The 23,467-nt window shown below is 70.6% G+C and carries 20 protein-coding genes; 10 read left to right on the plus strand and 10 right to left on the minus strand.

Annotated features, from left to right (window positions below; translation table 11 throughout):
- Positions 1–21 precede the first annotated feature (21 nt).
- Positions 22–816 (minus strand): SCO2525 family SAM-dependent methyltransferase, encoded by a 795-nt coding sequence (locus tag ACZ69Q_RS28795; RefSeq protein WP_471047034.1) that lies wholly within the window; start codon positions 814–816, stop codon positions 22–24.
- Positions 817–996: 180 nt separating this feature from the next.
- Here ACZ69Q_RS28795 and ACZ69Q_RS28800 point away from each other — a divergent pair, with 180 nt between their 5' ends.
- On the plus strand, positions 997–1,530 hold the full coding sequence (locus ACZ69Q_RS28800) for a GNAT family N-acetyltransferase (RefSeq protein ID WP_471047036.1): 534 nt from the start codon (positions 997–999) through the stop codon (positions 1,528–1,530).
- A gap of 82 nt (positions 1,531–1,612) precedes the next feature.
- Positions 1,613–3,094, plus strand: a complete 1,482-nt coding sequence (locus ACZ69Q_RS28805) for an alpha/beta hydrolase (protein WP_471047038.1) — start codon at positions 1,613–1,615, stop codon at positions 3,092–3,094.
- Between the two features lie 97 nt (positions 3,095–3,191).
- On the opposite strand, the gene ACZ69Q_RS28810 is transcribed toward ACZ69Q_RS28805, so the two are convergent.
- Positions 3,192–4,340, minus strand: a complete 1,149-nt coding sequence (locus ACZ69Q_RS28810) for an abortive phage infection protein (protein WP_471047040.1) — start codon at positions 4,338–4,340, stop codon at positions 3,192–3,194.
- Between the two features lie 112 nt (positions 4,341–4,452).
- Here ACZ69Q_RS28810 and bla point away from each other — a divergent pair, with 112 nt between their 5' ends.
- From bla to ACZ69Q_RS28825, 3 genes are all read left to right on the plus strand, one after another.
- Positions 4,453–5,358: a class A beta-lactamase gene (gene bla, locus ACZ69Q_RS28815; RefSeq protein WP_471047543.1), complete on the plus strand. Its 906-nt coding sequence runs from the start codon at positions 4,453–4,455 to the stop codon at positions 5,356–5,358.
- An 84-nt stretch (positions 5,359–5,442) separates the two neighbouring features.
- Positions 5,443–5,967 carry a SigE family RNA polymerase sigma factor gene (locus ACZ69Q_RS28820; protein ID WP_471047042.1) on the plus strand — a complete coding sequence of 175 codons (525 nt, stop codon included), beginning with the start codon at positions 5,443–5,445 and terminating at the stop codon, positions 5,965–5,967.
- Positions 5,964–6,905: a hypothetical protein gene (locus tag ACZ69Q_RS28825; protein WP_471047044.1), complete on the plus strand. Its 942-nt coding sequence runs from the start codon at positions 5,964–5,966 to the stop codon at positions 6,903–6,905. Before ACZ69Q_RS28820 ends, ACZ69Q_RS28825 begins: the two co-directional genes overlap by 4 nt.
- A 66-nt stretch (positions 6,906–6,971) precedes the next feature.
- On the opposite strand, the gene ACZ69Q_RS28830 is transcribed toward ACZ69Q_RS28825, so the two are convergent.
- From ACZ69Q_RS28830 to ACZ69Q_RS28845, 4 genes are all read right to left on the minus strand, one after another.
- Positions 6,972–7,388, minus strand: coding sequence for a helix-turn-helix transcriptional regulator (locus tag ACZ69Q_RS28830; protein ID WP_471047545.1), 417 nt, complete (start codon positions 7,386–7,388; stop codon positions 6,972–6,974).
- 180 nt (positions 7,389–7,568) lie between these two features.
- A complete protein-coding gene (locus ACZ69Q_RS28835; protein ID WP_471047046.1) occupies positions 7,569–9,932 on the minus strand; it encodes an ATP-binding cassette domain-containing protein in 2,364 nt (787 codons plus the stop codon).
- A 90-nt stretch (positions 9,933–10,022) separates the two neighbouring features.
- Entirely contained in the window at positions 10,023–10,433 is a 411-nt protein-coding gene (locus tag ACZ69Q_RS28840) for a VOC family protein (protein WP_346179987.1), read from the minus strand.
- A gap of 82 nt (positions 10,434–10,515) precedes the next feature.
- The gene (locus ACZ69Q_RS28845; protein WP_471047048.1) at positions 10,516–11,259 is read right to left on the minus strand and encodes a FadR/GntR family transcriptional regulator; all 744 of its coding nucleotides are present in this window, start codon (positions 11,257–11,259) and stop codon (positions 10,516–10,518) included.
- A gap of 239 nt (positions 11,260–11,498) precedes the next feature.
- Between ACZ69Q_RS28845 and ACZ69Q_RS28850 the strand changes: the two genes are divergently transcribed.
- From ACZ69Q_RS28850 to ACZ69Q_RS28870, 5 genes are all read left to right on the plus strand, one after another.
- Positions 11,499–13,127, plus strand: a complete 1,629-nt coding sequence (locus tag ACZ69Q_RS28850) for an ABC transporter substrate-binding protein (RefSeq protein WP_471047050.1) — start codon at positions 11,499–11,501, stop codon at positions 13,125–13,127.
- A 10-nt stretch (positions 13,128–13,137) separates the two neighbouring features.
- Complete coding sequence (locus tag ACZ69Q_RS28855) at positions 13,138–14,097, plus strand: ABC transporter permease (protein WP_471047052.1); 960 nt, start codon at positions 13,138–13,140, stop codon at positions 14,095–14,097.
- Positions 14,094–16,082 carry a dipeptide/oligopeptide/nickel ABC transporter permease/ATP-binding protein gene (locus ACZ69Q_RS28860; RefSeq protein ID WP_471047054.1) on the plus strand — a complete coding sequence of 663 codons (1,989 nt, stop codon included), beginning with the start codon at positions 14,094–14,096 and terminating at the stop codon, positions 16,080–16,082. The genes ACZ69Q_RS28855 and ACZ69Q_RS28860 overlap by 4 nt, the downstream gene beginning before the upstream one ends.
- A gap of 119 nt (positions 16,083–16,201) precedes the next feature.
- On the plus strand, positions 16,202–17,209 hold the full coding sequence (locus ACZ69Q_RS28865) for an oligopeptide/dipeptide ABC transporter ATP-binding protein (protein WP_471047547.1): 1,008 nt from the start codon (positions 16,202–16,204) through the stop codon (positions 17,207–17,209).
- Complete coding sequence (locus ACZ69Q_RS28870) at positions 17,209–18,144, plus strand: dihydrodipicolinate synthase family protein (RefSeq protein ID WP_471047550.1); 936 nt, start codon at positions 17,209–17,211, stop codon at positions 18,142–18,144. The genes ACZ69Q_RS28865 and ACZ69Q_RS28870 overlap by 1 nt, the downstream gene beginning before the upstream one ends.
- Before the next feature lie 21 nt (positions 18,145–18,165).
- Here the strand turns inward: ACZ69Q_RS28870 and ACZ69Q_RS28875 are convergent, their stop codons facing one another.
- Genes ACZ69Q_RS28875 through ACZ69Q_RS28890 form a run of 4 tightly spaced genes read right to left on the minus strand, consistent with a single transcriptional unit; the run spans position 18,166 to position 23,423 of the window.
- Positions 18,166–19,356 (minus strand): sialidase family protein, encoded by a 1,191-nt coding sequence (locus tag ACZ69Q_RS28875; protein WP_471047055.1) that lies wholly within the window; start codon positions 19,354–19,356, stop codon positions 18,166–18,168.
- 38 nt (positions 19,357–19,394) lie between these two features.
- Entirely contained in the window at positions 19,395–20,054 is a 660-nt protein-coding gene (locus ACZ69Q_RS28880; protein WP_471047057.1) for a response regulator, read from the minus strand.
- A complete protein-coding gene (locus tag ACZ69Q_RS28885; RefSeq protein WP_471047059.1) occupies positions 20,051–21,283 on the minus strand; it encodes a sensor histidine kinase in 1,233 nt (410 codons plus the stop codon). The genes ACZ69Q_RS28880 and ACZ69Q_RS28885 overlap by 4 nt, the downstream gene beginning before the upstream one ends.
- A 55-nt stretch (positions 21,284–21,338) precedes the next feature.
- Positions 21,339–23,423: an MMPL family transporter gene (locus ACZ69Q_RS28890; RefSeq protein WP_471047061.1), complete on the minus strand. Its 2,085-nt coding sequence runs from the start codon at positions 23,421–23,423 to the stop codon at positions 21,339–21,341.
- Positions 23,424–23,467 lie beyond the last annotated feature (44 nt).

Here is a 23,467-nt window from a genome sequence, read left to right on the forward strand (position 1 = left end):
TTCACTGTGAAGATTCACTGATCAGTCGATCGGAAGGATCGAGTCCGAATTACTGCGCCAGCCGTAGGCGATGATCATTCCCGAATAACCGTCGCGCACTTCGGCCTCGGATTCGAGCCGTTGGACCTTGAAGTCGCCCGCGAATGTCTCAAGACTCGCGCGCACCTCGGATTCTCCCACGTCACAGGCCGGGAAGAAATGCTCACCCGCGTGATAGCCCTTCGAATGCTCCATGAAGGCCGCGGCGAAGGGCGCTCCCGGAGCCAGGGCCCGCATGAAGCGCTCGACGCCGAGCCGGAACTCCTTGTGGGACGTGGTCATGGACTCGGCGACGAAGAACATGGTCCCCATGGACCACCGTCGCCCGTACCGCGCGAGGTCGAAGAGGTCGCCCTGCTCGACCGAGACGACCTTGCTGAACCGCTCACGCGGGTCCACACCAAGGGAGTTGTACGCCTCGTGCTCGCACAGGGCGCTCCAGAACTGGTCCCAGTTCGGGTCGTAGGACTCGACCTGGCTTCTGAGGTAGCCGACGTTCGCGGACGAGCGCTCGAAGAGCGTGATCTCGTCGCACCACGGCATCATGGAGAGTGCGGGATAGAGATTGGCGCCGGCACCCACATCGATACCGGAAACGGGGCCGCTGCCCTGCTTCCGGAAATGATCGCCAAAATGATCCCGTACCATGTGCAGGATCTCCGCGTCCTCTGCCTGTAAGTCGCGGTAGTTATGATCAACGTAGGCGATCGGGTCGAATGCCGCCCAGCGCACCTCAGCGTTCTTCAACTGGACGCCCCCCGACGATCTCTGGGTCATTCACTCACGGTACCAAAGGAAGGCGCACTGGGAGCGCGTCGAGGCATAAGCATCTCGCACTCTTGAACCACCGGATTGCCCTGCTCAAGATGGGCGGATCTCGAACCGAGCACCTGAAACGGCGGGCAACGGGTGCTCACCCGCACGAGTGACACCATTCCATCACATAGGGGGCAGTTGATGGCTGTGCCGGAGGAACGTTTCCCTCTTCTGGGTCACCGCGCTGAGCAGGCCTTCCTAGCCGACAGCAGCGATCGGCCGCTGACGATGAGGGGCGTCACCGAGACGGACCTGCCCGAACTCCTCCGCGTCGACCGCGAGGTCTTCCCCGACGACCCGTACCCGTACTTCGTGCTGCGCCAGCACATCGACGTGCACGGCGACCGGATCCTGGTCCTCGACGACGGGGAGTACCTGCACGGCTATGTCCTCTTCGTGACCACGTCGGACGGCTATGTGTGCTGGGTGCTGAGCCTGGCCGTCAGCGCCGACCAGCGCGGCCGGGGGCTGGGCAAGCGGCTGATGCTGGAGGTGCTGCGGCAACTGCGCAGGGAGCGGGTGCACGAGGTGAGGCTGACCGTCGAGCCGACGAACGCCGCGGCCATCATGCTGTACCGCACCCTGGGGTTCTCCACCGACGGGGGCGTGCACAGGGACTATCTGGGGCCCGGGGAGGACCGGCTCATCATGGTGCTGGGGTTGGCTTCCGCGTAGGGCGCGTCGGGGGTAATCCCCCGGGGAGACCGGGGAGTTGGCCGGATGTGACACTCCGTCATGGTCCGTCAGGCTGCTGTGCATGAAGCAGATCACGAAGAGTGCCGCCCTGATCGCCGCCGCCTCCGGAGTCGTCTTCGGACTCGTCACTCCGCTCACCGCGTCCGCCACCGGCGCGCCCACGCCGCTGAAGTGGACCAAGTGCGAGGGTGCGGGGCTCGACCCGCGCCAGGAGTGCGCGACCGTGTCCGTGCCGATGGACTACGCCGACCCCGGCGGCCCGCGGATCGACCTCGCCGTCTCCCGTATCCGCAGCGAGAACCCGTCCGCCCGCCGGGGCGCGCTGCTGATGATCCCCGGCGGGCCGGGCGGCGACAGCCTGGCCCATCCTTCGGACAAGGGAAAGCTGATGCCGCGCCAGGTGCGGGACGCCTACGACCTGATCGGGTTCGCACCCCGCGGCAACGCGCCGTCCACGTCGGTCAGTTGTGACGTCGACTCCGACGACCTGTCCGTGACGAGCCTGCTGCCCTGGCCCGCCCCCGACGGCTCCGTCACCGAGAACATGGCGATGGGCCGGCGCCTGGGGGACGCCTGTGCGCGCAACGGCGGGGAGCTGATGCAGCACATCAGCACGCTCAACAACGCCCGGGACGTCGACAGCATCCGGGCCGCCCTCGGCGAGCGCAAGCTGTCCGCGTGGGGCGTCTCCTACGGCACCTATGTCGGCGCCGCCTACACCGAGCTGTTCCCGCAGCACACCGACCGGATCGTGCTGGACAGCAGCGACAACCCCGACCCCGTGCAGGCGGAGCGCGCCTGGCTGCGGGCGTTCGAGGTGGGCGTCGAGGACAACTTCCCCGAGTTCGCCAAGTGGGCCTCGCGGCCCGGCAATCCGGACCGGGTCGCAGAGACCCCGGCCCAGGTGCGCTCCCGCTTCCTCGGCCTCGCCGCCCGGCTGGACCGCGAGCCGATCCCCTGGCCCGGTGCCAACCCGGCGGAGCTGAACGGCAACGTGCTGCGCCAGACCATGCTGTCGAGCATGTACGACCCCGACGACTATCCGGTCCTGGCGAAGCTGATGCTGGCCGCCGAGAGCGGCACGCTGCCGGCCGCTCCGCCGCGCCCGCCGGAGTCCGCGCTCCAGAACTACCTGGCGGTCGGCGCCGGGACGATCTGCAACGACGTCGCGTGGCCCAAGTCGGCGGCCGTGTACGAGAAGGGGGTCGCCGAGAGCCGGGCGAAGTACCCGCTCACCGCGGGCATGCCGCGCAACGCGCTGCCGTGCACCGCGTGGCCGTGGCAGCCGCGGGAGGCGCCGGTGCGGGTGACTGATCGGGGGCCGTCGAATGTTCTGATGATCCAGAACGAGCGGGATGTGGCCACGCCGCTCAGTGGTGCGTTGAAGCTGCGTGAGGCTCTTGGGCGGCGGGCCGTCATGGTCACCGTGAACTCCACGGGGCATGACGCCTATCTGGAGAACGGCAATGCGTGTGGGGACGCTGCCGTGTCTCGGTATCTGGTGACGGGGAAGCGGCCCGGGAAGGACCTGTACTGCGAGTGAGGGTCGTCGGTTGAGTGCGGCGCCGTCGTGGCTGGTCGCGCAGTTCCCCGCGCCCCTTAAGGCGTTGCCGGACCGCCGGTCCCTCGGCCCCGCCCGCTCAGCGGCAGCTCGCGTAACGGTGTGCCAAGGCGCGGTACGCCTCCTTCGGTTCCCAGTGCCAAGGGGAGTTCGGGTCGTCCGGGTGGGTCTTGATGGGCTTGGTGATGGCGTAGCTCGCCAGGTCGAGGTCGTAGCGGGGGTTGTCCGGGCGGTGGGGGGCGTCGGGGGTGACGAACTCGAAGGCCATCGCCACGTAGAGACCCATCGACTCGAAGACGTCCAGCAGATCGGTCAGGTAGGCGGCCTGTGTGCGCTCACTGCGCACCGGGTCGCCTTTGATCTCGTTGGGCTCCTTCGTGTAGTCGACGATGTTCCAGCCCATGCCGGCGGTCTCGGGGGCACCGACGTAGGCGCACGTGCCGAACTCGGTGATGGCCAGGGGCTTGCCCCAGCGCAGGTGGCGGCGCAACTCGCGGACGTAGGCGGCCGGTTGGGGGTGGTAGGAGTAGTAGTCGATGCCGACGACGTCGAAGAGGTTCCAGTCGACCGGCTCGAACTTCTCGTCCTGGGCGGCGGCGTAGCTGAGGCGGCCGTGGAAGACGGAGCGGCCGACCGCCGCTGCCTTCGCGGTGAAGCGGGCCAGGCGGCGCTGCATCCGCGCCATGTCGACGTTGCCCTTCTGGAGGTTGTCGATGCGGTCCAGGACCGTCTCGCCCGGGATGATCCCCGGCACGAACAGCCAGAACTCGCAGCCCACGCTGAAGTCGACGCCCGCGCCCTGCCTGCGCAGCTTCTCCGCGAACCGGCCGCACTCGGCGATCGAGTCCAGGATCTCCTTCTCCGGGATGTCCCCGAGGGTCGGCTGGAGCCAGACGTGCAGCCCGCGTTCGGCGGCCTCGGCGGCCGTGCCGAGGAGGCGGTCGACGCCGTCGCCGGTGACGTCGACCGTGTCGGCGTGCAGCTCGTCGCGGATGGCGCGGATGTCACGGCGCATCCGGGCGGCGCTCCACGCGGTGCCGGGCGTCTCCCCCTCGCCGACGGTGTAGACGACGCCCCGGTGCTTCAGGCCCCGGTGCTTCAGGCCCCGGCGCTCCGGCTCTCGCGTGGCCGCGGCGGCCTGCCCCGCGGGCAGCGCCGCCCCCGCCAGTCCGACGGCCGCCGCACCCGCGAGAAACCGTGCCCTGCTGATTCCCTCGGTGTTCTCCATACGGCCACTGTGGCGAGCACGGGCGAGTCGCGCCGTCGGCCGACGGTCTACAACACCGCAACCAAGGAATGACATACGGCGTCGATCACTAACGAGATCGTCATCACCGTTCATCCATCTTCCGTCAGACGACATCCGAACGAAGGAGATCGAGATCTTAGGCCGACGCACCCTGCTCACCGCAGGCATCGCCACCACCGCCGCGCTCCTCACGGGCGCGCCCGCCGCCCACGCCACCACCGAGCGTCTCGGCGAACTGGAGCGGCAACACGGCGCCCGCCTGGGCGTGTTCGCATACAACGTCCGTACGAGAAAGACCATCACTCACCGCGCCGACGAGCTCTTCCCGATCTGCTCGCTGTTCAAGACCCTGGCCGCCGCGGCCGTCCTGCGTGACCTGGACCGGAACGGCGAGGTGCTCGCCAAGCGGATCCATTACACGGCGGCCGACCTCGTGGACAATTCCGAACAGACCAAGCAGCACCTGGACACCGGCATGACCGTCGGCGAACTCGCCGACGTGGCCATCCGGTTCAGCGACAACACGGCGGGCAACCTGCTGCTGCGCGAGCTCGGCGGCCCCACCGCCGTCACCGGTTTCGCCCGCTCGCTCGGCGACCGGGTGACCCGCCTCGACCGCTGGGAGACCGAGCTCAACTCGGCGGAGCCGTGGCGCGTCACGGACACCACGAGCCCGCGCGCGATCGGCCGCACCTACGCCCGGCTGGTCCTGGGCGACGCCCTGAACCACCGCGACCGGGACCTGCTCACGCACTGGCTGCTGAACAACACCACCAGCGTCAACCGGTTCCGTGCGGCCCTGCCCCCGACCTGGGCGATCGCCGACAAGACCGGCGGCGGCTTCTACGGTGCCAACAACGACGTGGGCATCGCCTGGACCGAAGACGGCACCCCGCTCGTCCTCGCGGTCCAGACGACGCTGCCCGAGCAGGACGCCGCGTACGACCACGCCCTGATCGTGGAGACGGCGAAGCTGCTCGCCGAGACCCTCGTCTGAGTCGTCGCGCGACAGAAATCACCTGAAGCGCCGGGCAACCCATTCCTCGCCCTTGGTGGTCTGGAGGGCGAGGGAGGGTGCCAGATGCAGGCCGAACAAGAGGCCCAGTTCCAGGAGTTCGTCAGGGCGCGGTGGTCCCACCTGGTGCGGACCGCGTATCTCCTCACCGGCGACGCGCACCACGCCGAGGACCTGACGCAGACGGCGCTGGCGAAGGCGTACCGCTCATGGCGGCGGGTGGCGCGTGCCGACAACCCGGAGGCCTACGTCCGGCGGATGCTGGTGAGCTGCAACAGCGACCGGTTCCGCAAGCGGCGGGTCGCCGAGGCGTTGACGGCCGCGCCGCCCGAGACCGCGGGGCGCGACGAGGGCTACGCGGGTGTGGACGAGCGCGGTGCGCTCATCCGCGCGCTGGCCCAACTGCCGCCCAAACAGCGGGCAGTGGTCGTCATGCGCTACTGGGAGGACCTGTCGGAGACGGAGGTCGCCGACGTACTCGGCTGCTCCGTCGGCACGGTCAAGAGCCAGGCGTCGAAGGGGCTGGCGAAGTTGCGTGCGTGTCCGGGGCTCGCCCGGATGACGCCGTCGGGGCAGGGAGGCAGCAGGTGAACGACGACGAGCAGCCGCAGGAAGCGGACGGCGAGCGGGACTTCGAGGAGCGGCTGCGGGAGCTGCTCGCGGAGGACGCGTACACGATCCGGCCCTCTCCGGCACCGTATCCGGCGATCCGGCGGCGGGGCGTGGTGGAGCACCGGCGCCGGGTGGCCGCGGCGGGGGCGGCGCTGGTGACGCTGGCGGCGATGCCGGTCGGGGCGTACGCGCTGAGCGGCGGGGGGCCGGGCACGAGCACGGCCACGTCCCCGACGCCCTCCGCCAGTGCCTCGCGGACGACCACACCCACGCCGTCGCCGACGCCGAGCGGGCCCGCGCGGCCGGCCACGGCGGGGCAGTTGCTGGACGGCATCACCTTCGAGCAGGCGGTGGACGGGCTGGAGGGCTGCCTGGACTACAGCCGGTCCGGGCCCACCCACGCGGGCGAGACCGACCTGGGCGGTGCCGACGGCTACCGGATCGTCCTGGCGATGAACTCGACCGGCGACTCCAACGCGCCCGGCGACGGCATGTACGTCGTCGCGGTGAAGGAGAAGCCGCGGTCGACCCGGCTGATCTGCCGCACCGAGGACGGCGAGACACAGGGCCTGAACACCAGTGTCGGCAACGACGCCGACGCCATCGAGGACGAGGGCCCGGTCTTCGTCGACCCCAACGGCGGCAAGCTCTACCAGCAGTCGTTCCTCGACCGGGGCAACTGGAAGCTGCCTTTCCGGTGGGGTGTGGTCGGCACGGTCGAGCCGTCGGTGGCCAAGGTGACGGTCTCCTACGGCGACTCCAGCGCCGAGGCCGCCCTCGACCACGGCTGGTTCGTGGCGTCCGGCGTGCTGAACGAGCAGGTCACCCTGGCACCGCACATCAAGGGCTACGACGCCGGCGGCAAGTTGATCTACGACTCCGACGGGGACAAGTACTACCAGCGGACCCTGCCGTAGCAGCGCCCATGCGCGGCATCGACGGGCCGGGGGCGCCGCACCGGGGACGGCGCCCCCGGCCCGTCGTCACGCCGGCCGCTGCCCGCCGTCCGGCACCGCTCCGTTGACCGCCGCGGCGAGGCTGAACGGCGCCGGCCGGTTCCTGAGCGGCCTGGTCACCTGCTTCGCCACGCAGGACGGCATCCCTTCCGTCGCGTCCGTCTCCTGCCGCCGGTAGGCGCTGGGCGACATGCCGACCAGCTCCGTGAAGCGGGTGCTGAAGGTGCCGAGGGACGAACAGCCGACCGCGAAGCACACGTCGGTGACGCTGAGGTCGCCCCGGCGCAGCAGCGCCATCGCGCGCTCGATGCGCCGCGTCATCAGATAGCCGTACGGCGACTCGCCGTACGCGGCCCGGAACTCGCGGCTGAGATGCCCGGCCGACATGTGCACTCCCCGCGCGAGCGCCTCCACGTCCAGCGGCTGCGCGTACTCCCGGTCCATCCGGTCACGGACGCGGCGCAGCGCGACGAGGGTGCGCAGGCGCTGTTCCTCGGACGTCGACTGGCTGGATCCCACACCCGTATCTTCCCGGGCCGGCTCCCACCTCGTCCACTGCCGCGTCTGGCGCGAGCGGGACGAGAGCAGGGCCAGCACCGGTGCGGAACCTGTGCACATCGCCGCTCAGCCGCCGACGTAGGCCGCGAGGTGCTCACCGGTGAGGGTGGAGCGCTCGGCGACGAGGTCGGCGGGGGTGCCCTCGAAGACGATCCGGCCGCCGTCGTGACCGGCGCCGGGGCCGAGGTCGATGATCCAGTCGGCGTGCGCCATCACGGCCTGGTGGTGCTCGATGACGATGACCGACTTGCCGGACTCCACGAGCCGGTCCAGCAGACCGAGGAGCTGCTCGACGTCGGCCAGGTGCAGACCGGTCGTCGGTTCGTCGAGGACGTACACCCCGCCCTTGTCGGCCATGTGCACGGCCAGCTTCAGCCGCTGCCGCTCACCGCCGGACAGCGTGGTCAGCGGCTGGCCGAGGGTGAGGTAGCCGAGCCCGACCTCCGCCATCCGCTCGACGATCCGGTGCGCGGCCGGGATGCGCGCCTCGCCCTCGCGGAAGAACTCCTCGGCCTCGGTCACCGACATCGCGAGCACCTCGCTGATGTCCCGCCCGCCGAAGTGGTACTCCAGCACCGACGCGTCGAACCGCTTGCCCTCGCAGTCCTCGCAGGTCGTGGCGACGCTCTGCATGATCGCCAGGTCGGTGTAGATGACGCCGGCGCCGTTGCAGGTGGGGCAGGCGCCCTCGGAGTTGGCGCTGAACAGGGCCGGCTTGACGCCGTTGGCCTTGGCGAACGCCTTGCGGATCGGCTCCAGCAGTCCGGTGTACGTGGCCGGGTTGCTGCGCCGCGAGCCGCGGATCGGCGTCTGGTCCACCGAGACCACTCCCTCCGGCGCCGGGATGGAGCCGTGCACGAGCGAGCTCTTGCCGGAGCCGGCGACGCCGGTGACGACGCAGAGCACGCCGAGCGGAATGTCGACGTCGACGTCCTGGAGGTTGTTGGCGGTGGCCCCGCGGATCGCCAGCTTCCCGGTGGCCTCGCGGACCGACTCCTTGAGCTTGGCCCGGTCGTCGAGGTGACGGCCGGTGACGGTGTCGGAGGCGCGCAGCCCGTCGAGGGTGCCCTCGAAGCAGACGGTGCCGCCCGCCGTGCCCGCGCCGGGGCCGAGGTCCACGACGTGGTCGGCGATGGCGATCGTCTCCGGCTTGTGCTCCACCACGAGCACCGTGTTGCCCTTGTCCCGCAGGCGCAGCAGCAGGTTGTTCATGCGCTGGATGTCGTGCGGGTGCAGGCCGATGGTGGGCTCGTCGAAGACGTAGGTGACGTCGGTGAGCGAGGAGCCGAGGTGGCGGATCATCTTGGTGCGCTGCGCCTCACCGCCGGACAGCGTGCCCGAGGCCCGGTCGAGGGAGAGATAGCCGAGGCCGATCTCCACGAACGAGTCGAGGCTGTGCTGGAGCTTGGCGAGCAGCGGCGCCACCGACGGTGCCTTGAGTCCCCGTACCCATTCGGCGAGGTCGCGGATCTCCATCGCGCAGGCGTCGGCGATGTTGACCTTGCCGATCTTCGAGGAGCGGGCCAGTTCGCTGAGCCGGGTGCCGCCGCAGTCGGGACACTCGGCGAAGGTGACCGCCCGGTCCACGAAGGCCCGGATGTGCGGCTGCATCGACTCGCGGTCCTTGGACAGGAAGGTCTTCTGCAGCTTGGGGATCAGGCCCTCGTAGGTGAGGTTGACCCCGTTGATCTTGACCTTGGTCGGCTCGCGGTAGAGGAAGTCGTGCCGCTCCTTCTTGGTGTACTTCGCGATCGGCTTCTCCTTGTCGAAGAAGCCCGACTCGGTGATGACCCGCACGACCCACCCGTCTCCCGTGTAGGTGGGGATGGTGAACGGGTCCTCGGACAGCGACTTGGAGTCGTCGTAGAGCTGTGTGAGGTCGATGTCGGAGACCCGGCCCCGGCCCTCACAGTGCGTGCACATGCCGCCGGTGCGGCTGAAGGAGACCTTCTCGGTCCTGGTCTTGTCGGCACCCCGGTCGATCGTGAACCCGCCGCTCGCGGAGACCGAGGCGACGTTGAAGGAGTACGCGGCGGGCGGGCCGATGTGCGGCTTGCCGAGCCGGCTGAAGAGGATCCGCAGCATCGCGTTGGCGTCGGTGGCGGTGCCGACGGTGGAGCGCGGGTCGGAGCCCATGCGCTGCTGGTCGACGGTGATGGCGGTGGTCAGACCGTCCAGGACGTCGACCTCGGGCCGCGCGAGGTTCGGCATGAACCCTTGCAGGAACGCGCTGTAGGTCTCGTTGATCAGCCGCTGCGACTCGGCGGCGATCGTGTCGAACACCAGCGAGCTCTTGCCCGAGCCGGAGACCCCGGTGAACACCGTCAGCCGGCGCTTGGGGATCTCGATGCTGACGTCCTTGAGGTTGTTCTCCCGCGCGCCGTGCACGCGGATCAGGTCATGGCTGTCGGCAACGTGCGGCTCGGTCATCGTGAGATCTCCATCTGCAATTCGGTCGGGACGTCGCCGGTGAGGGAGGTGGGGCGCGGGGCGGGGAGCAGGGTGGGCCGCGGGGTGGACTCAGCCGCGCTCCTGGATACGGACCAGGTTGCCCGCGGGGTCGCGGAAAGCACAGTCGCGGATGCCGTACGGCTGGTCGGTGGGCTCCTGGACGACCTCGGCGCCGCTCGCCTGGACCTTCTCGAAGGTGTCGTCGACGTTCCCGGTGGCCAGCAGGATCCAGCCGTAGGTGCCCTTGGCCATCATCTCGGCGATGACGCGGCGCTCGTCGTCGGTGACGCCGGGGTCCGCGGCGGGCGGCGCGAGCAGGATGGACGTGCCGGGCTGACCCGCCGGGCCGACCGTGATCCAGCGCATCTTGCCCTGTCCGACGTCGGTGCGCACCTCGAAGCCGAGGGCGTCGCGGTAGAAGGCCAGGGAGGCGTCCGGGTCGTCGTGCGGAAGAAAACTGGCGTGAATGCTGATGTCCATGCCCGTCACGCTAGCCGTGGCACGGTGACGGCGCTTCTCGATTCCTGACCGGCCTCGGCGACATCGCGGATTCCTTCCGCCCCTACCTGTCCCGTCCTGAAAGATCGCGTCCCGCCCGCGCCTCGATCCCCCGGAAATGGACCGTCATCGCCCTCTGCGCGCCCTCGACGTCACCGGCGCGCAGGGCGGTGACGATGTCGCGGTGCCAGCGGGCGGTGACCTCGGGCGAGGGGTCGTCGGGGCGCCCGCGGGCGCCGTTCACGCGGCGGAACACCGTCCAGAACGCGGCGAGCAACTGCGGCACGAGGTCGTTGCCCAGCGAGGCGTACAGCAGCTCGTGGAACTCGCGGTCCAGCTCCGGAAAGGGCCGCCCGGACCGCCCCGCCGCCTCCATCCGCGACACGACCGCCTCCAGTCGGTCCAGCTCGCCCTCGCTCACCGTCGCCGCCACCCGCCGGATCAGCCCCTCCTCCAGCACCTCGCGCACCTGGAGGATCTCCGCGAGGGCGCCGGTGTCGTGGTCGTGCCGGGCGAGCGTGCGGAAGGTCAGACCGTCGATCAGCGGGGTGAGCGAGGCCTGGCCGACATACGTCCCGTAGCCGTGCCTGATCTCCACGATGTCGAGGGCCTGGAGGGCCTTGAGCGCCTCGCGCACGGAGTTGCGGCTGACGCCGAGGTCCTCCATGAGCTCGGCCTCGGTGGGCAGGAGGGCGCCGGCCTGGAGCCTGCGGTCGATGATGAGCTGCATGACCTGGCGCTGGATCCGGCTGTTCCTGGACTCCTCGGACGTACGGCTGTTCCTGGGCTGCCCGGGCATGCGGCGCATCGTACGCGCACCCGGACGTCCCACGTCCCATGTCTCCCGTAATCGCCCCTGACGGGGGGTCAACTCTCGCCATTTCACAGCGCCATTGGTCCGACCTGTGGCAGATGCGCCATTCGTGTGAGATCCCTTGACCGCCCCCATCGCCCCACCTATGGTCGCGCTGACCGTCAGGACGTAGGACGTCGTATCTCCTCGCATCACCCCATCGCCGGAGCACACCACCCACCGCTGGAGGAACCGTGCGCGACGTGACCCACGACGTGCCGGCGCTGCACCGCCGGTCGTTCCTGAAGTACACCGGCGCGCTGGGCGCGGCCGCCGCCGTCTCCGCGTCGCTGTCGGCCTGCTCGTCGGGGCCGGAGTCCACGAACGAGACCGGCGGGGGCGGTGGCCAGAACCGGACCCTCACCGCCGTGATCGGCTACGGCAACGACGGTAGCTGGGACCCCACCCAGACGGCGTCCGCCTTCTGCATGGCCGCCAACAACCACATCTACGAGGGCCTCCTCGACACCGACCCGATCTCCCGCGAGCCGTACGCCGCGCTCGCCACGCAGGTGCCGGCCGACCCGAATGCCACGTCGTGGAAGTTCACCCTGCGCGCGGGCGCCAAGTTCCACGACGGCAAGCCGGTCACCGCCGACGACGTGGTCTTCGTCTTCGACCGGATCCTCGACCCGAAGACCCAGACCCTCGCCAAGGGCTTCTTTGCGAGCTGGCTGAAGGAAGTGCGCAAGATCGACGCGCAGAACGTCGAGCTGGTGCTGAAGTTCCCCTTCCCGGACGGCCTCGCCCGGCTCACCCTCGCCAAGATCATGCCCAAGCACGTGTTCTCCCAGCCGGGCGCCTGGGACGAGGCCATCAAGGGCAAGGCGATCGGTTCCGGGCCGTACGTGCAGAGCGCGCACCACCCGAAGTCCAACACCACCTTCGAGGCGTATCCGGACTACAACGGCCCGCGCAAGGCGGCCTTCAAGAAGATGAACTGGCTGACCATCGTGGACGCGGCACCGCGTGTGGCCCGGATCTCCGGCGCGAGCGCGGGTGCGCAGATCGCCGACAACATCCCGTACGCCAACATCGGCCAGCTCGAGAGCGGCGGCCTGACCGTCGCCGGCGGCGCCGGGATGAACAACCTGTTCCTGATGTTCAACACCAAGCACAAGCCCTTCGACGACGTGCGCGTGCGCCAGGCCCTGCACTACGCCATCGACACCGGCAAGATGATCGAGGTCGCCCTCAAGGGGCACGGGAAGCCGTCGAGCTCCTTCCTCAACGAGGCCAACCCCAGCTACCGCCGCGCCAAGAGCGTCTACGACTACGACCCCGACAAGGCCAAGGCGCTGCTGAAGCAGGCCGGGGTCAGCGGGCTGAAGGTCGAGATCCTCTCGGTGAACGTGAGCTGGATCGTGGACTGCCTGCCGACCATCAAGTCGTCCTGGGACGCGATCGGTGTCGAGACGACCCTCTCGCCGCAGGAGACGACGGCCGTCTTCACCAAGATGGACCAGAAGCAGGACTACCAGGTCGTCGCCGCCGCCTCGAACCCCAACCAGTTCGGCCTCGACGCGGATCTGATCATGCATTACAACTACGGGCCCGAGAACCTGTGGATGCAGTACACGCGGTGGGCGGACAACTCCGTCGCCAAGGCGCTGTTCAAGGACATGGACCGGGCGACCCAGGAGCCGGACGCCGAGAAGAAGAAGGCGATGGTCCAGGACTACATCGACATCGTCGCCGAGCAGGCCGTCCTCTACCCGGTCGTCCACAACGAGCTGATGACCGCGTGGAACCCGAAGGAGCTCACCGGGATAAGGGCACAGCCGTACCCCGGCATCAACCTCCTCCAGGCCAAGTGGGCCTAGGAGTCACTGAGTGATCACCGTCGTCAGGATCCTGGCCAGGCGCGTTCTGCTGCTCGTGCCGCTGATGCTGGGCATCGTGCTGTTCGTGTTCCTGGTCATGCGGTTCTCGGACGTCGACCCGGCGTCCGCGTTCTTCCAGGGCGCCAACCCCACCGCCCAGCAGCTCCACGACTTCCGCGAGCAGAACGGCCTGCTGGATCCCCTGCCCGTGCGCTACGTCGCCTTCATCGGCGACCTGGTCCACGGCGACATGGGCACCAGCGCCCTGACCCGGGGCGCGGTCATCGACCAGGTCATGACCGCGCTGCCGCTGACCATCCAGCTCACCTTCCTGGGACTCGGCATCGCGGTCGTCCTGTCGCTGGCCGGCGGCGTCACCGCGGCCATCTACCGCGACCGCCTGCCCGACCAGATCATCCGCGTCGTCTCCCTCACCGGGGTCGCCGCCCCCGGCTTCTGGCTGGCGCTGCTGATGATCCAGTACCTCGCCGTCGATCTCGGCTGGTTCCCGACCGGCGGCTACATCAACCCGGCCGACTCCTTCACCGGCTGGCTGAAGACGATGACCCTGCCCGCCCTCGCGCTGTCGCTGCCGGTGGCGGCGCAGCTCACGCGGATCGTGCGGACGTCGGTGGTGGAGGAGCTGGACAAGGACTACGTCCGCACGGCGATCGGCAGCGGCCTGCCGCCGCGGGTGGTCGTCGGCCGGAACGTGCTGCGCAACGCCCTGATCAACCCGCTGACCGTCCTCGGTCTGCGGGTCGGCTATCTGCTGGGCGGCGCGGTCGTCATCGAGACGATCTTCTCCCTGCCGGGCATGGGGAAGCTGATGATCGACGCGGTCAAGAACGGTGACCCCGCCGTGGTCCAGGGCGTCGTCATCACCACGGCGATCGGCTTCGTCGTCGTCAACCTCGTGATCGACATCCTGTATCTGCTGGTCAACCCGCGGCTGCGGGAGGCGACGTGACGTTCAACCGCAAGCGCCTGGCCGAGGCGCTGTCCCGGCCCGGCATCCGTCTGCGCGGCTGGCGCAAGCTGCCGACGCTGTCGAAGGTGGCGGTCTGCTTCCTGGCCGTCGTCGTCGTGGTGGCGCTGTTCGCCCCGCTCCTCGCCCCGCACGACCCGCTCGACCAGCAACCGCCGGTCGACGGCACCGGGCATCCGTCCGCCGGGCACTGGATGGGCCAGGACAGCCTCGGCCGGGACATCCTGAGCCGGCTGATGTACGGCGCCCGCTGGTCGCTGGCGATCGGGCTCGGCGCGACCGCGCTCGCGCTCGTCGTCGGCGCGCTCATCGGCGCCGTCGCGGCGACCTCGCGCAAGGCGGTCGACGAGACGCTGATGCGCTGCCTGGATGTGGTGATGGCGTTCCCGGGCATCGCGCTGGCCGCCGTGCTCGTCGCCGTCTTCGGCGGCGGCATCACCGTCCTGATCTGCGCCATCGCCTTCCTGTTCACCCCACCCGTGGCCCGGGTGGTCCGGGCGAACGTCCTCGACCAGTACGGCGAGGACTATGTGACGGCGGAACGGGTCATCGGCGCCCGCACCCCGCACATCGTCATCAAGCACGTGGCGATCAACTGTGCCGCGCCGGTGCTGGTGTTCTGCACCGTGCAGGTGGCGGAGGCGATCGTCTTCGAGGCGTCGCTGTCCTTCATCGGCGCGGGCGTCCGGCCGCCGGACCCGTCCTGGGGCAGCGTCATCGCCGACGGCAAGAACATGGTGCTGACCGGCGGCTGGTGGGCGACCGTCTTCCCCGGGCTGCTGATGCTGGTGACCGTGCTGTGTCTGAACATCCTCTCCGAGGGTGTCTCGGACGCGTGGGCGGCGCCGTCCGCGCGCGAGGTCGACGTGAAGGACGAGCACGACCGGCTCCAGGCACCGGAGCCGGGCAGTGGCAAGGTCCTTCAGTTGCCCGGGCTCACGCAGGCCGCGGCCCGGCTGCGGTCACGTGCACGGCCGTTGCCCGGGGGGCAGCTCCCGGTGCTCGCGGTGGAGAACCTGGCCATCGGGTTCGAGGACCGGCACGGCGGCGTGGACATCGTCGACGGCATCAGCTTCGAGGTGCAGCCCGGCGAGGTGCTGGGCCTGGTCGGCGAGTCGGGCTGCGGGAAGTCGCTGACCGCGCTCGCGGTGATGGGCCTGGAGCCGAAGGGCGCCCGGGTGCGCGGCCATGTGCGCTTCAACCAGCGCCAGTTGGTCGGCGAGCCGATGCGCGTACGGCGCAAGCTGCTGGGCCACGAGATGGCGATGATCTACCAGGACGCCCTGTCGTCCCTGAACCCGGCGATGACGATCCGCTCGCAGCTCAAGCAGGTCGTACGCCGTGGCGGCCGGCGCAGCCCGCACGAGCTGCTGACCCTGGTCGGCCTCGACCCCGAACGCACCCTGCGCAGCTATCCGCACGAGCTCTCCGGCGGCCAGCGCCAGCGCGTCCTGATCGCCATGGCGCTGTCCCGGGACCCGAAGCTGATCGTCGCGGACGAGCCGACGACCGCGCTGGACGTCACCGTGCAGGCGCAGATCATAGAGCTGATGCTGAGGCTGCGGGAGGAGCTCGGCTTCGCCCTGATCCTCGTCTCGCACGACCTCGCACTGATCGCGGACGTCACCGACCGGGTGGTCGTCATGTATGGCGGCCAGATCGTCGAGACCGGCGTGACCTCCGACCTGGTGGAGGCGCCCGCGCATCACTACACGCGGGGTCTGCTGGGCAGCGTGCTGTCGCTGGAGTCGGCGCAGGAGCGGATGACGCAGATCAAGGGCGTGGTCCCCTCCCCCGCGGACTTCCCGGCGGGCTGCCGTTTCGCGGACCGCTGCCCGCTGGCGAGCGAGGTGTGCCTCACGACCGCGCCCGCCCTGGTGGGGACACCGACACACACGGCGGCCTGCCACCATCCGGCGATCCTTCTGGCGCCGACTGACCGCTCGGAGAGCGAGGCGGTGACATGAGCGCGAGTGAGATGAACGCGGACGGCCTGGGCGCGGTGAGCGCGGGCGACGTGACCCTGAGCAAGGCGAGCACGGCCGGGACGGACCAGGGACGGGGCCCGGCTCAGCCGGGCGTGCTGGTGGAGCTGTCCGACGCGCACGTCGTGCACAAGGCGCGCAGCGGCGGACTGTTCACCCGGGACAGGGTGTACGCCCTGACCGGCGCCGACCTCACCATCGCGCCCGGCGAGACGGTGGGCGTGGTCGGTGAGTCGGGGTGCGGCAAGTCGACGCTGGCGAAGGTGCTGGTGGGGGTGCAGCGGCCGACGTCGGGGAGCGTGGCGTTCCGGGGGCGTGACCTGTGGAGTATGACGCCGGCCGAGCGCAGGACGGCGGTGGGCGCCGGCACGGGCATGATCTTCCAGGACCCGTCGACGGCCCTGAACCGCAGGCTGCCGGTCCGCCAGATACTGCGGGACCCGCTGGACGTGCACGACCGCGGCACGAAGCGCGAGCGCGAGGACCGGGTGCGGGAGTTGATGTCCCTGGTGGGGCTGCCCCGCGCCCTGACCGACGCCCTGCCCGGCCAGCTCTCGGGCGGCCAGCGCCAGCGCGTCGCCATCGCCCGCGCGCTGGCTCTGGACCCCGACCTGGTGGTGGCGGACGAGCCGACGAGCGCCCTGGACGTCTCGGTGCGCGCCCAGATCCTGAACCTCCTGCTGGACCTGAAGGAGCGGCTGGGCCTGGCCCTGGTCTTCGTCTCGCACGACATCCAGACGGTACGCCGGATGAGCGACCGTGTGATCACGATGTACCTGGGCCGGATCGTCGAGGAGGTCCCGGCGGCCGACGTCACCGACGGCTCCCGGCACCCGTACACCCGCGCCCTGTTCTCCGCGACCCCCGGGCTGCTGGACCCCATCGACCCGATCCCGCTGGTCGGGCCGGTCCCGTCGGCGACCCGGCCGCCCAGCGGTTGCCCCTTCCGGACCAGGTGCTGGAAGGCGGACGGGGTATGTGCGCAGGCGATGCCGGAGTTCTCGGCCGCGTCGAGCCCCGCGCACCGTTACAGGTGTCACCATCCAGTGGAGGAGGGCGAGGCCACCCGCGACCTCGTACGACAGAGCCACAGTTCCAGGGAGCCCTGATCATGATCCCCACCCCGCTCACCGGTGTCGTCCCGCCCGTCTGCACGCCCCTGACACCGGACCGCGAGGTGGACGTCCCGTCACTGCGCAGACTGATCGACCATCTTATGGCGGGCGGGGTGCACGGCCTGTTCGTGCTCGGCTCGACGTCGGAGGTGGCGTATCTGACGGACCGGCAGCGGCAACTGGTGGTGGAGACGGCCGTACGGCACGCGGCCGGCCGGCTCCCGGTCCTGGCCGGCGTGATCGACATGACGACGCCGCGGGTCCTGGACCACGTACGGCAGGTCACGGAGGCGGGCGCGGACGCCGTGGTGGCGACGGCACCCTTCTACGCGCGCACCCACCCCGCCGAGATCGCCCGCCACTACCGCCTGATCGCGACGGCCAGCCCGGTCCCGGTCATCGCCTACGACCTGCCGTCCGCCGTGCACACCAAACTGCCCGCCGAGGTGATCCTGGACCTGGCCGCCGAGGGGGCGCTGGCGGGGCTGAAGGACTCCAGCGGCGATCTGGCCGGTTTCCGCGAGGTCGTCATGGGTGTCCGCAACCGGCCCGACCTCAAGGGCTTCAGCGTGCTGACCGGCTCCGAACTCATCGTCGACGCGGCCCTCGCGGTCGGCGCCGACGGGGCGGTGCCGGGGCTGGCCAACGTCGACCCGGCGGGGTACGTCCGTCTCGACCGCCTGTACCGCTCCGGCGACCGCGAGTCGGCCCGTGCCGAGCAGGAACGCCTGTGCGCCCTGTTCGGCATGGTGACCGTCGGCGACCCCGAGCGGATGGGCGGCAGCTCCTCCGCGCTGGGCGCGTTCAAGGCGGCACTGCACCTGAGGGGCGTCATCGACTGCCCGGCGACAGCGGAGCCCCAGGTGCCGCTGTCGCCGGAGGAGGTGGAACGGGTGGGGAAGTTCCTGGCGGGTGCGGGCCTGCTGTAGCCGGGTCTCCCCCGGTGGCCGCTAGCTGAGATCGGTCACCGGCAGCCGGCGGAACTCGATGGTCTCGTACGTGCCCGACTGCCCCGTCTCGTACAGCAGCCCCACCGTGTGCCGGTCGAGCCGCACCAGGTCGGAGTACGCGGCCCGCTGCTGGGACAGCGTCAGCGCCTTCGTGAAGGTCGCCCCGCCGTCGGTGCTGCGCCATACGGCCATCGACTGGCGGGCGGTGGGGACGGACGGGCCGGAGAACATCAACGGAGCCCCTGCGCCCGGGAGTTGGAGGACGCTGCCCTCCACCACCGGCACATCGTTCAGGGTGGGCTGGACCGTGTACGGCCGGTCCAGGCTCTCGCCGCCGTCGCTGGAGACGCTGTCGAGGCGGTTGCCCGCGCTCGTGCCGAGCTGGTCCCGGGAGTTGAAGTACACCCTGCCGTCGGGGAGTTCGGCGGCGGTGGATTCGTTGGCGTTGCTGTAGCCGTCGTACGTCTCGTCGACGAAGCCGGTCTGCCAGGTGCGCCCGCCGTCGTCGCTGTAGATGGCGTGCGCGCCGTAGTACTTCGCCTCCTGCCCCGTGTCGCCGGACCCCGCCGGCGGGGCCACCGAGTGGTTCGAGGGGACCACCAGCCGCCCCGCGTGCTTTCCGCGCTGGAGGGCGATGGCGTGCCCGGGGCCCGTCGCGTACCAACGCCAGTTCGCCGGCTTCACGTCATCCGTGACATCGCGCGGGGAGCCGAAGGTGCGGCCGTCGTCCGTGCTGCGCTGCACGAACACCCGGCGGCTCTGCTCCGGCGTCGCCTCACCCCGCATGATCTGCGCCTCCGTCACATCCCCGCTGTTGTAGGAGGTGACCAGCACGACCGCGCCGGTGAGCGGATCCACCACCGGCGCCGGGTTGCCCCGCGTGTCCCCCTCCCCCGCGGCGACCACCGCCACCGGTCCCCAGGTGCAGCCGCCGTCGAGGGACCGTCTGAGGACGACATCGATGTCGCCGGTGTCACCGGCCCCGTCGTGCCGGCCCTCGGCGAAGGCCAGCACCGTGCCCCGCGGGGTCGTGACCGTCGCCGGGATGCGGTACGTGTCGTAGCCGTCCTCGCCCGAGACGTACGGGACGGAGGACGTGCAGCCGGGGTCCGCCGAGGCGGTGCCTGCGGTGGTGAGTGGGGTGGTCAGGAGTACTGCGGTGGCCAGGACTGTGCGGCTCAGGATGGTCATCGAGCTCCCTTGACGGAGGGTCAGACATTACCTGTCCGTCACAGGCTCCCCGGACTCACCATCCCTGACTCATACGCCACGATGACGAGCTGCGCCCGGTCCCGTGCCCCCAGCTTGCCCATGATGCGGCTGACATGGGTCTTGGCCGTGAGCGGACTGAGTCCCAACGCTTCGGCGATCTCCGTGTTGTTGAGTCCGCGCGCGACCAGCGTCAGCACTTCGCGTTCACGTTCGGACAGGCATTCGGGTCCGCCGGCCGCGGGTGCCGATGGGCTGCGCAGGAACCGCTCGATCAGCCGTGCGGTCGGCCCCGGCGAGAGCAGGGCCTCGCCCGCGGCCACCGTACGGATGGCGTCGAGGAGTTCGGCCGGGCGGGTGTCCTTGACGAGGAACCCGGAGGCACCGGCGCGCAGCGCGTCCACGATGTTCTCGTCGGTGTCGTAGGTGGTCAGGACCAGCACGCGCACTCCGGCCAAGTCCTCGTCCGCCGCGATCAGCCGGGTCGCCTCGATGCCGTCGAGGTCGGGCATGCGGATGTCCATCACGACGAGGTCGGCGCGCGAACCACGGGCCAGCTCCGCGGCCTCCCGGCCGGTGGCCGCCTGGCCGACGACCTCCATGTCCGGGGCCGACTCGACCAGCATGGCGAACGCCTCCCTGACGAGCGTCTGGTCGTCCGCGAGCAGGACGCGGATCATCGCTCTCCCTCCCGGCCGGTGCCGGTGGGCAGTACTGCGCTCACTTCGAAACCCCCCTCGTCGCGCGGCCCGGCGTCGAGGGTGCCACCCACGCTGCGGGCCCGCTCACGCATCCCGACCAGACCATAGCCCGGGGGCTGCCCGGCGGGGGCGGGGCGGGGGCCGTCGTCGGTGACCGAAAGACGCAGGGCGCCCCGCTCCTCGTACAGCGCGACGCGCACGGCCGGTTCGGGGCCCGCGTGCCGGACCGCGTTCGTCAGCGCCTCCTGCACGATCCGGTATGCCGCCGCGCCCACGGCGGGCGGTGCCTCGCGCACCCGTACGTCCGAGGCGACCCGCGCTCCCGCGAGCCGCGCCGTCTCCACCAGGTCCGGCACTCCGTCCAGGCCGGGCAGCGGGCCGCGGGTCTCGCCCGCGACGCCCTGTGCGCGCAGCACCTCCAGCGTGCCGCGCACTTCACCGCGTGCCGTGCGGCAGGTCTCGGCGATGTCGTCGAGCGCCTTGGCGATCGTCGCGCGGTCCAGCCGCTCGGGGTCCGCCGCCAGTACGTGCGCGGCCACCGACGTCTGCACGCCGATGAGGGTGATGCTGTGGGCGAGCAGGTCGTGCAGGTCCCGGGCGATGCGCAGGCGCTCCTCGGCGACGCGGCGACGGGCCTCCTCCTCGCGGGTGCGTTCGGCGCGCTCGGCGCGCTCGACGACGGCGGCGAAGTACCGCCGGTAGTAGCGGACGTCCATCCCGCTGAAGAGGAACGCGAAGACCCAGCCGGAGATCCGCAGCAGCTCCAGCGTCTCGTCGGGGTTGGTGAGGGCGTTGAGGATCAGGGTCACGCCGAGGACGGCGGCGCCGGTGAGCAGCGTGCGGCGCACCGTGCCGGTCGCCGCGACCGTGTACAGCACCACCATGGTCGCGAAGATGGGCGCGACGTGGTTGTAGTCGAGGGCGTGGTACGGGGCGATGCAGACCATCACCGCGACCAGGACCAGCAGCGGACGGTGGCGCCGCCACACCAGGGGGACGTGGGCGGCGAGCAGCAGGGCCCAGCCGAGCGCGTCGGGCCGGCGCCCGTCGTCGCCGAGCAGGGCCATCGCCGTGGCGAGGACGGCCCACCCGGCGGCCAGCAGCGCGTCGTTGCGGCTGCGGTGCGGGGCCGTCATGGGGTCGCGGTTGATCGCCGCCATGACCCGCTCGCCGACGCGGGGCCGTACCTGTGTCCTGTTCGCCTGCACGGGCTCATCCTCCGCGATGGGGGCGCCCCTCCGGGAGGGAGGGGCGCCCGTCGGATCAGTGGGCGGACACGGCCACGCGCTCCGGTTCCTTCGGCGGCACGGGCGGCTTCGGCGCCCGGGAGAGCGGGCCCGGCCACCACACCTTGCGCCCGAGCGCGACGCCGGCGCTGGTGACCAGGTAGGTGCGGACGAGGAAGGTGTCCAGCAGCACGCCGACGGCGATGACGAAGCCCAGCTCGACGAGCTGCACCAGCGGCATGTTGGTGAGCACCGCGAAGGTGGCGGCGAGGACGAGTCCGGCGGAGGCGATGACGCCGCCCGTCGTGCGCAGCGCGGTGAGCGCGGCCGAGGCCGGTTCGGCGCCGTTCAGGCACTCCTCGCGCATCCGGTGCATCAGGAAGATGCCGTAGTCGACGCCGAGGGCGACCAGGAACACGAAGGACAGCAGGCCCAGTCCGGGGTCGGTGCCCTCGAAGCCGAAGACCGGCCCGAAGACGAGTCCGCCGATGCCGAGAGCCGCGGCCCACACCGCGACCACGGCCGCCACCAGGATCAGCGGCGCGACGAGCGAGCGCAGCAGGGCGACGAGGATCAGCAGCACGGACAACAGCACGATCGGCACGACGGTCAGGCGGTCGCGGGCGTTGGTGTCCTTCAGGTCGAGCTGCTGGGCGCTGGGCCCGCCGACGTAGGAGCCGTCGAGCTTGTCGCGCAGGGCCTCGATGGTGGCGCTCTCCGCGGCGGACTGGGGCGGTGCGGTGGCGATGACGGAGATCTCGGTCCAGCCGTCTCCGGTACGGCCTTCCTGCGCGCTGTCGACGCCCCGGGTGCCGCGGATCGACGCGAGGGTCGCCTCGGCGCGGTCGTCCGGTGTGATGACGCTGATGGGCTGGGTGCCGCGCTCGGGGTAGGCCTTGGCGAGCGTCTCCATGGCGGCGACCGCGTCGGGCTTGGACGTGAAGGAGTCCTCCTGCTTGAGGCTGCCGGGCAGATTGAGGGTGCCGAGCGCGAGCGCGCCGAGCAGGACCGCGCCGCCCGCGAGGACGGTGAGGGGCCGGCGTCCGGCGGAGTCGCCCATCGCGGTGAACAGGGACCGGCGGGCCTTGGGCGTGCTGCCGTGGCGCGGCACGAGCGGCCAGAAGACGCGCCGGCCGAGCAGGACGAGGATCGCGGGCAGCAACGTCAGCATGGCGAACAGGGCGCACAGCACGCCGACGGTGCCGAGCGGGCCCATGCCCCGGCTGGAGTTGAGGTCGGCGGCGAGCAGGCACAGCAGTCCGGCGGCGACGGTGCCGGAGGAGGCGAGCACGGCGGGCCCGCAGCCCTTGAGCGCGGCGACCATGGCGTCGTAGGGCCGCTCGATGCGCCGTAGCTCTTCCCGGTAGCGCGAGACGAGCAGCAGGGCGTAGTCGGTCCCGGCGCCGAACACGAGGATGGTCATGATCCCGGAGCTCTGGCCGGAAACCGACGTCCCGAACGCCTGGTTGAGCCCGTAGGCGACGCCCATCGACAGATAGTCGGCCATGCCCGCGACGGCGAGCGGCACCAGCCACAGGAACGGGCTGCGGTAGATGAGGATCAGCAGCAGCGCGACGACGGCGGCGGTGGTGTAGAGCAGTGGCCCGTCGAGCGAGTTGTAGACCTCGCTCGCGTCGGTGGCGAGCGCCCCCGGCCCACCGACGTCGACGCTCAGCCCGTCGCTCCCCCGCGCGACGTCCCTGACGTCGTTGACGAGCCGGTCGCGCGCCTCCTCGTCGGTCCCCGGCTCGGTGCTCGCGATCGGGTACATCAACGTGGTCCCGTCCCCCGACGGCACGCCCCGCGGTTCACCGGTGAGCTTGTGCTCGCCCGCGATCCGCTCGATCTGCCCGGCCGCGGCCGCCTTGTCACCGGAGGTCAGCCCGCCGTCCCGGTGATACACGACGACCATCTCGGTGGCCTCACCGCCGGGCAGCCGTTCCTGGATCCTGGCCACCTGCGTGGAATCGGCACTGGCCGGCAGATAGTCGACGGCCCGGTCCCGCTGCACGTCCGCGAGTTTCGACGCGAACGGCGACGCGATGGCCAGCACGGCGATCCACAACCCGAGCACAAGCCAGGGCACCGCCCGCCGCCGCGCACTCGTCCTTACGGCCCCCATGAGACGGGCCCCCTTCCGGTCGGATGTCTGGGTCGCTTCCAGAC

The organism is Streptomyces sp. NPDC036764, assembly GCF_055609385.1.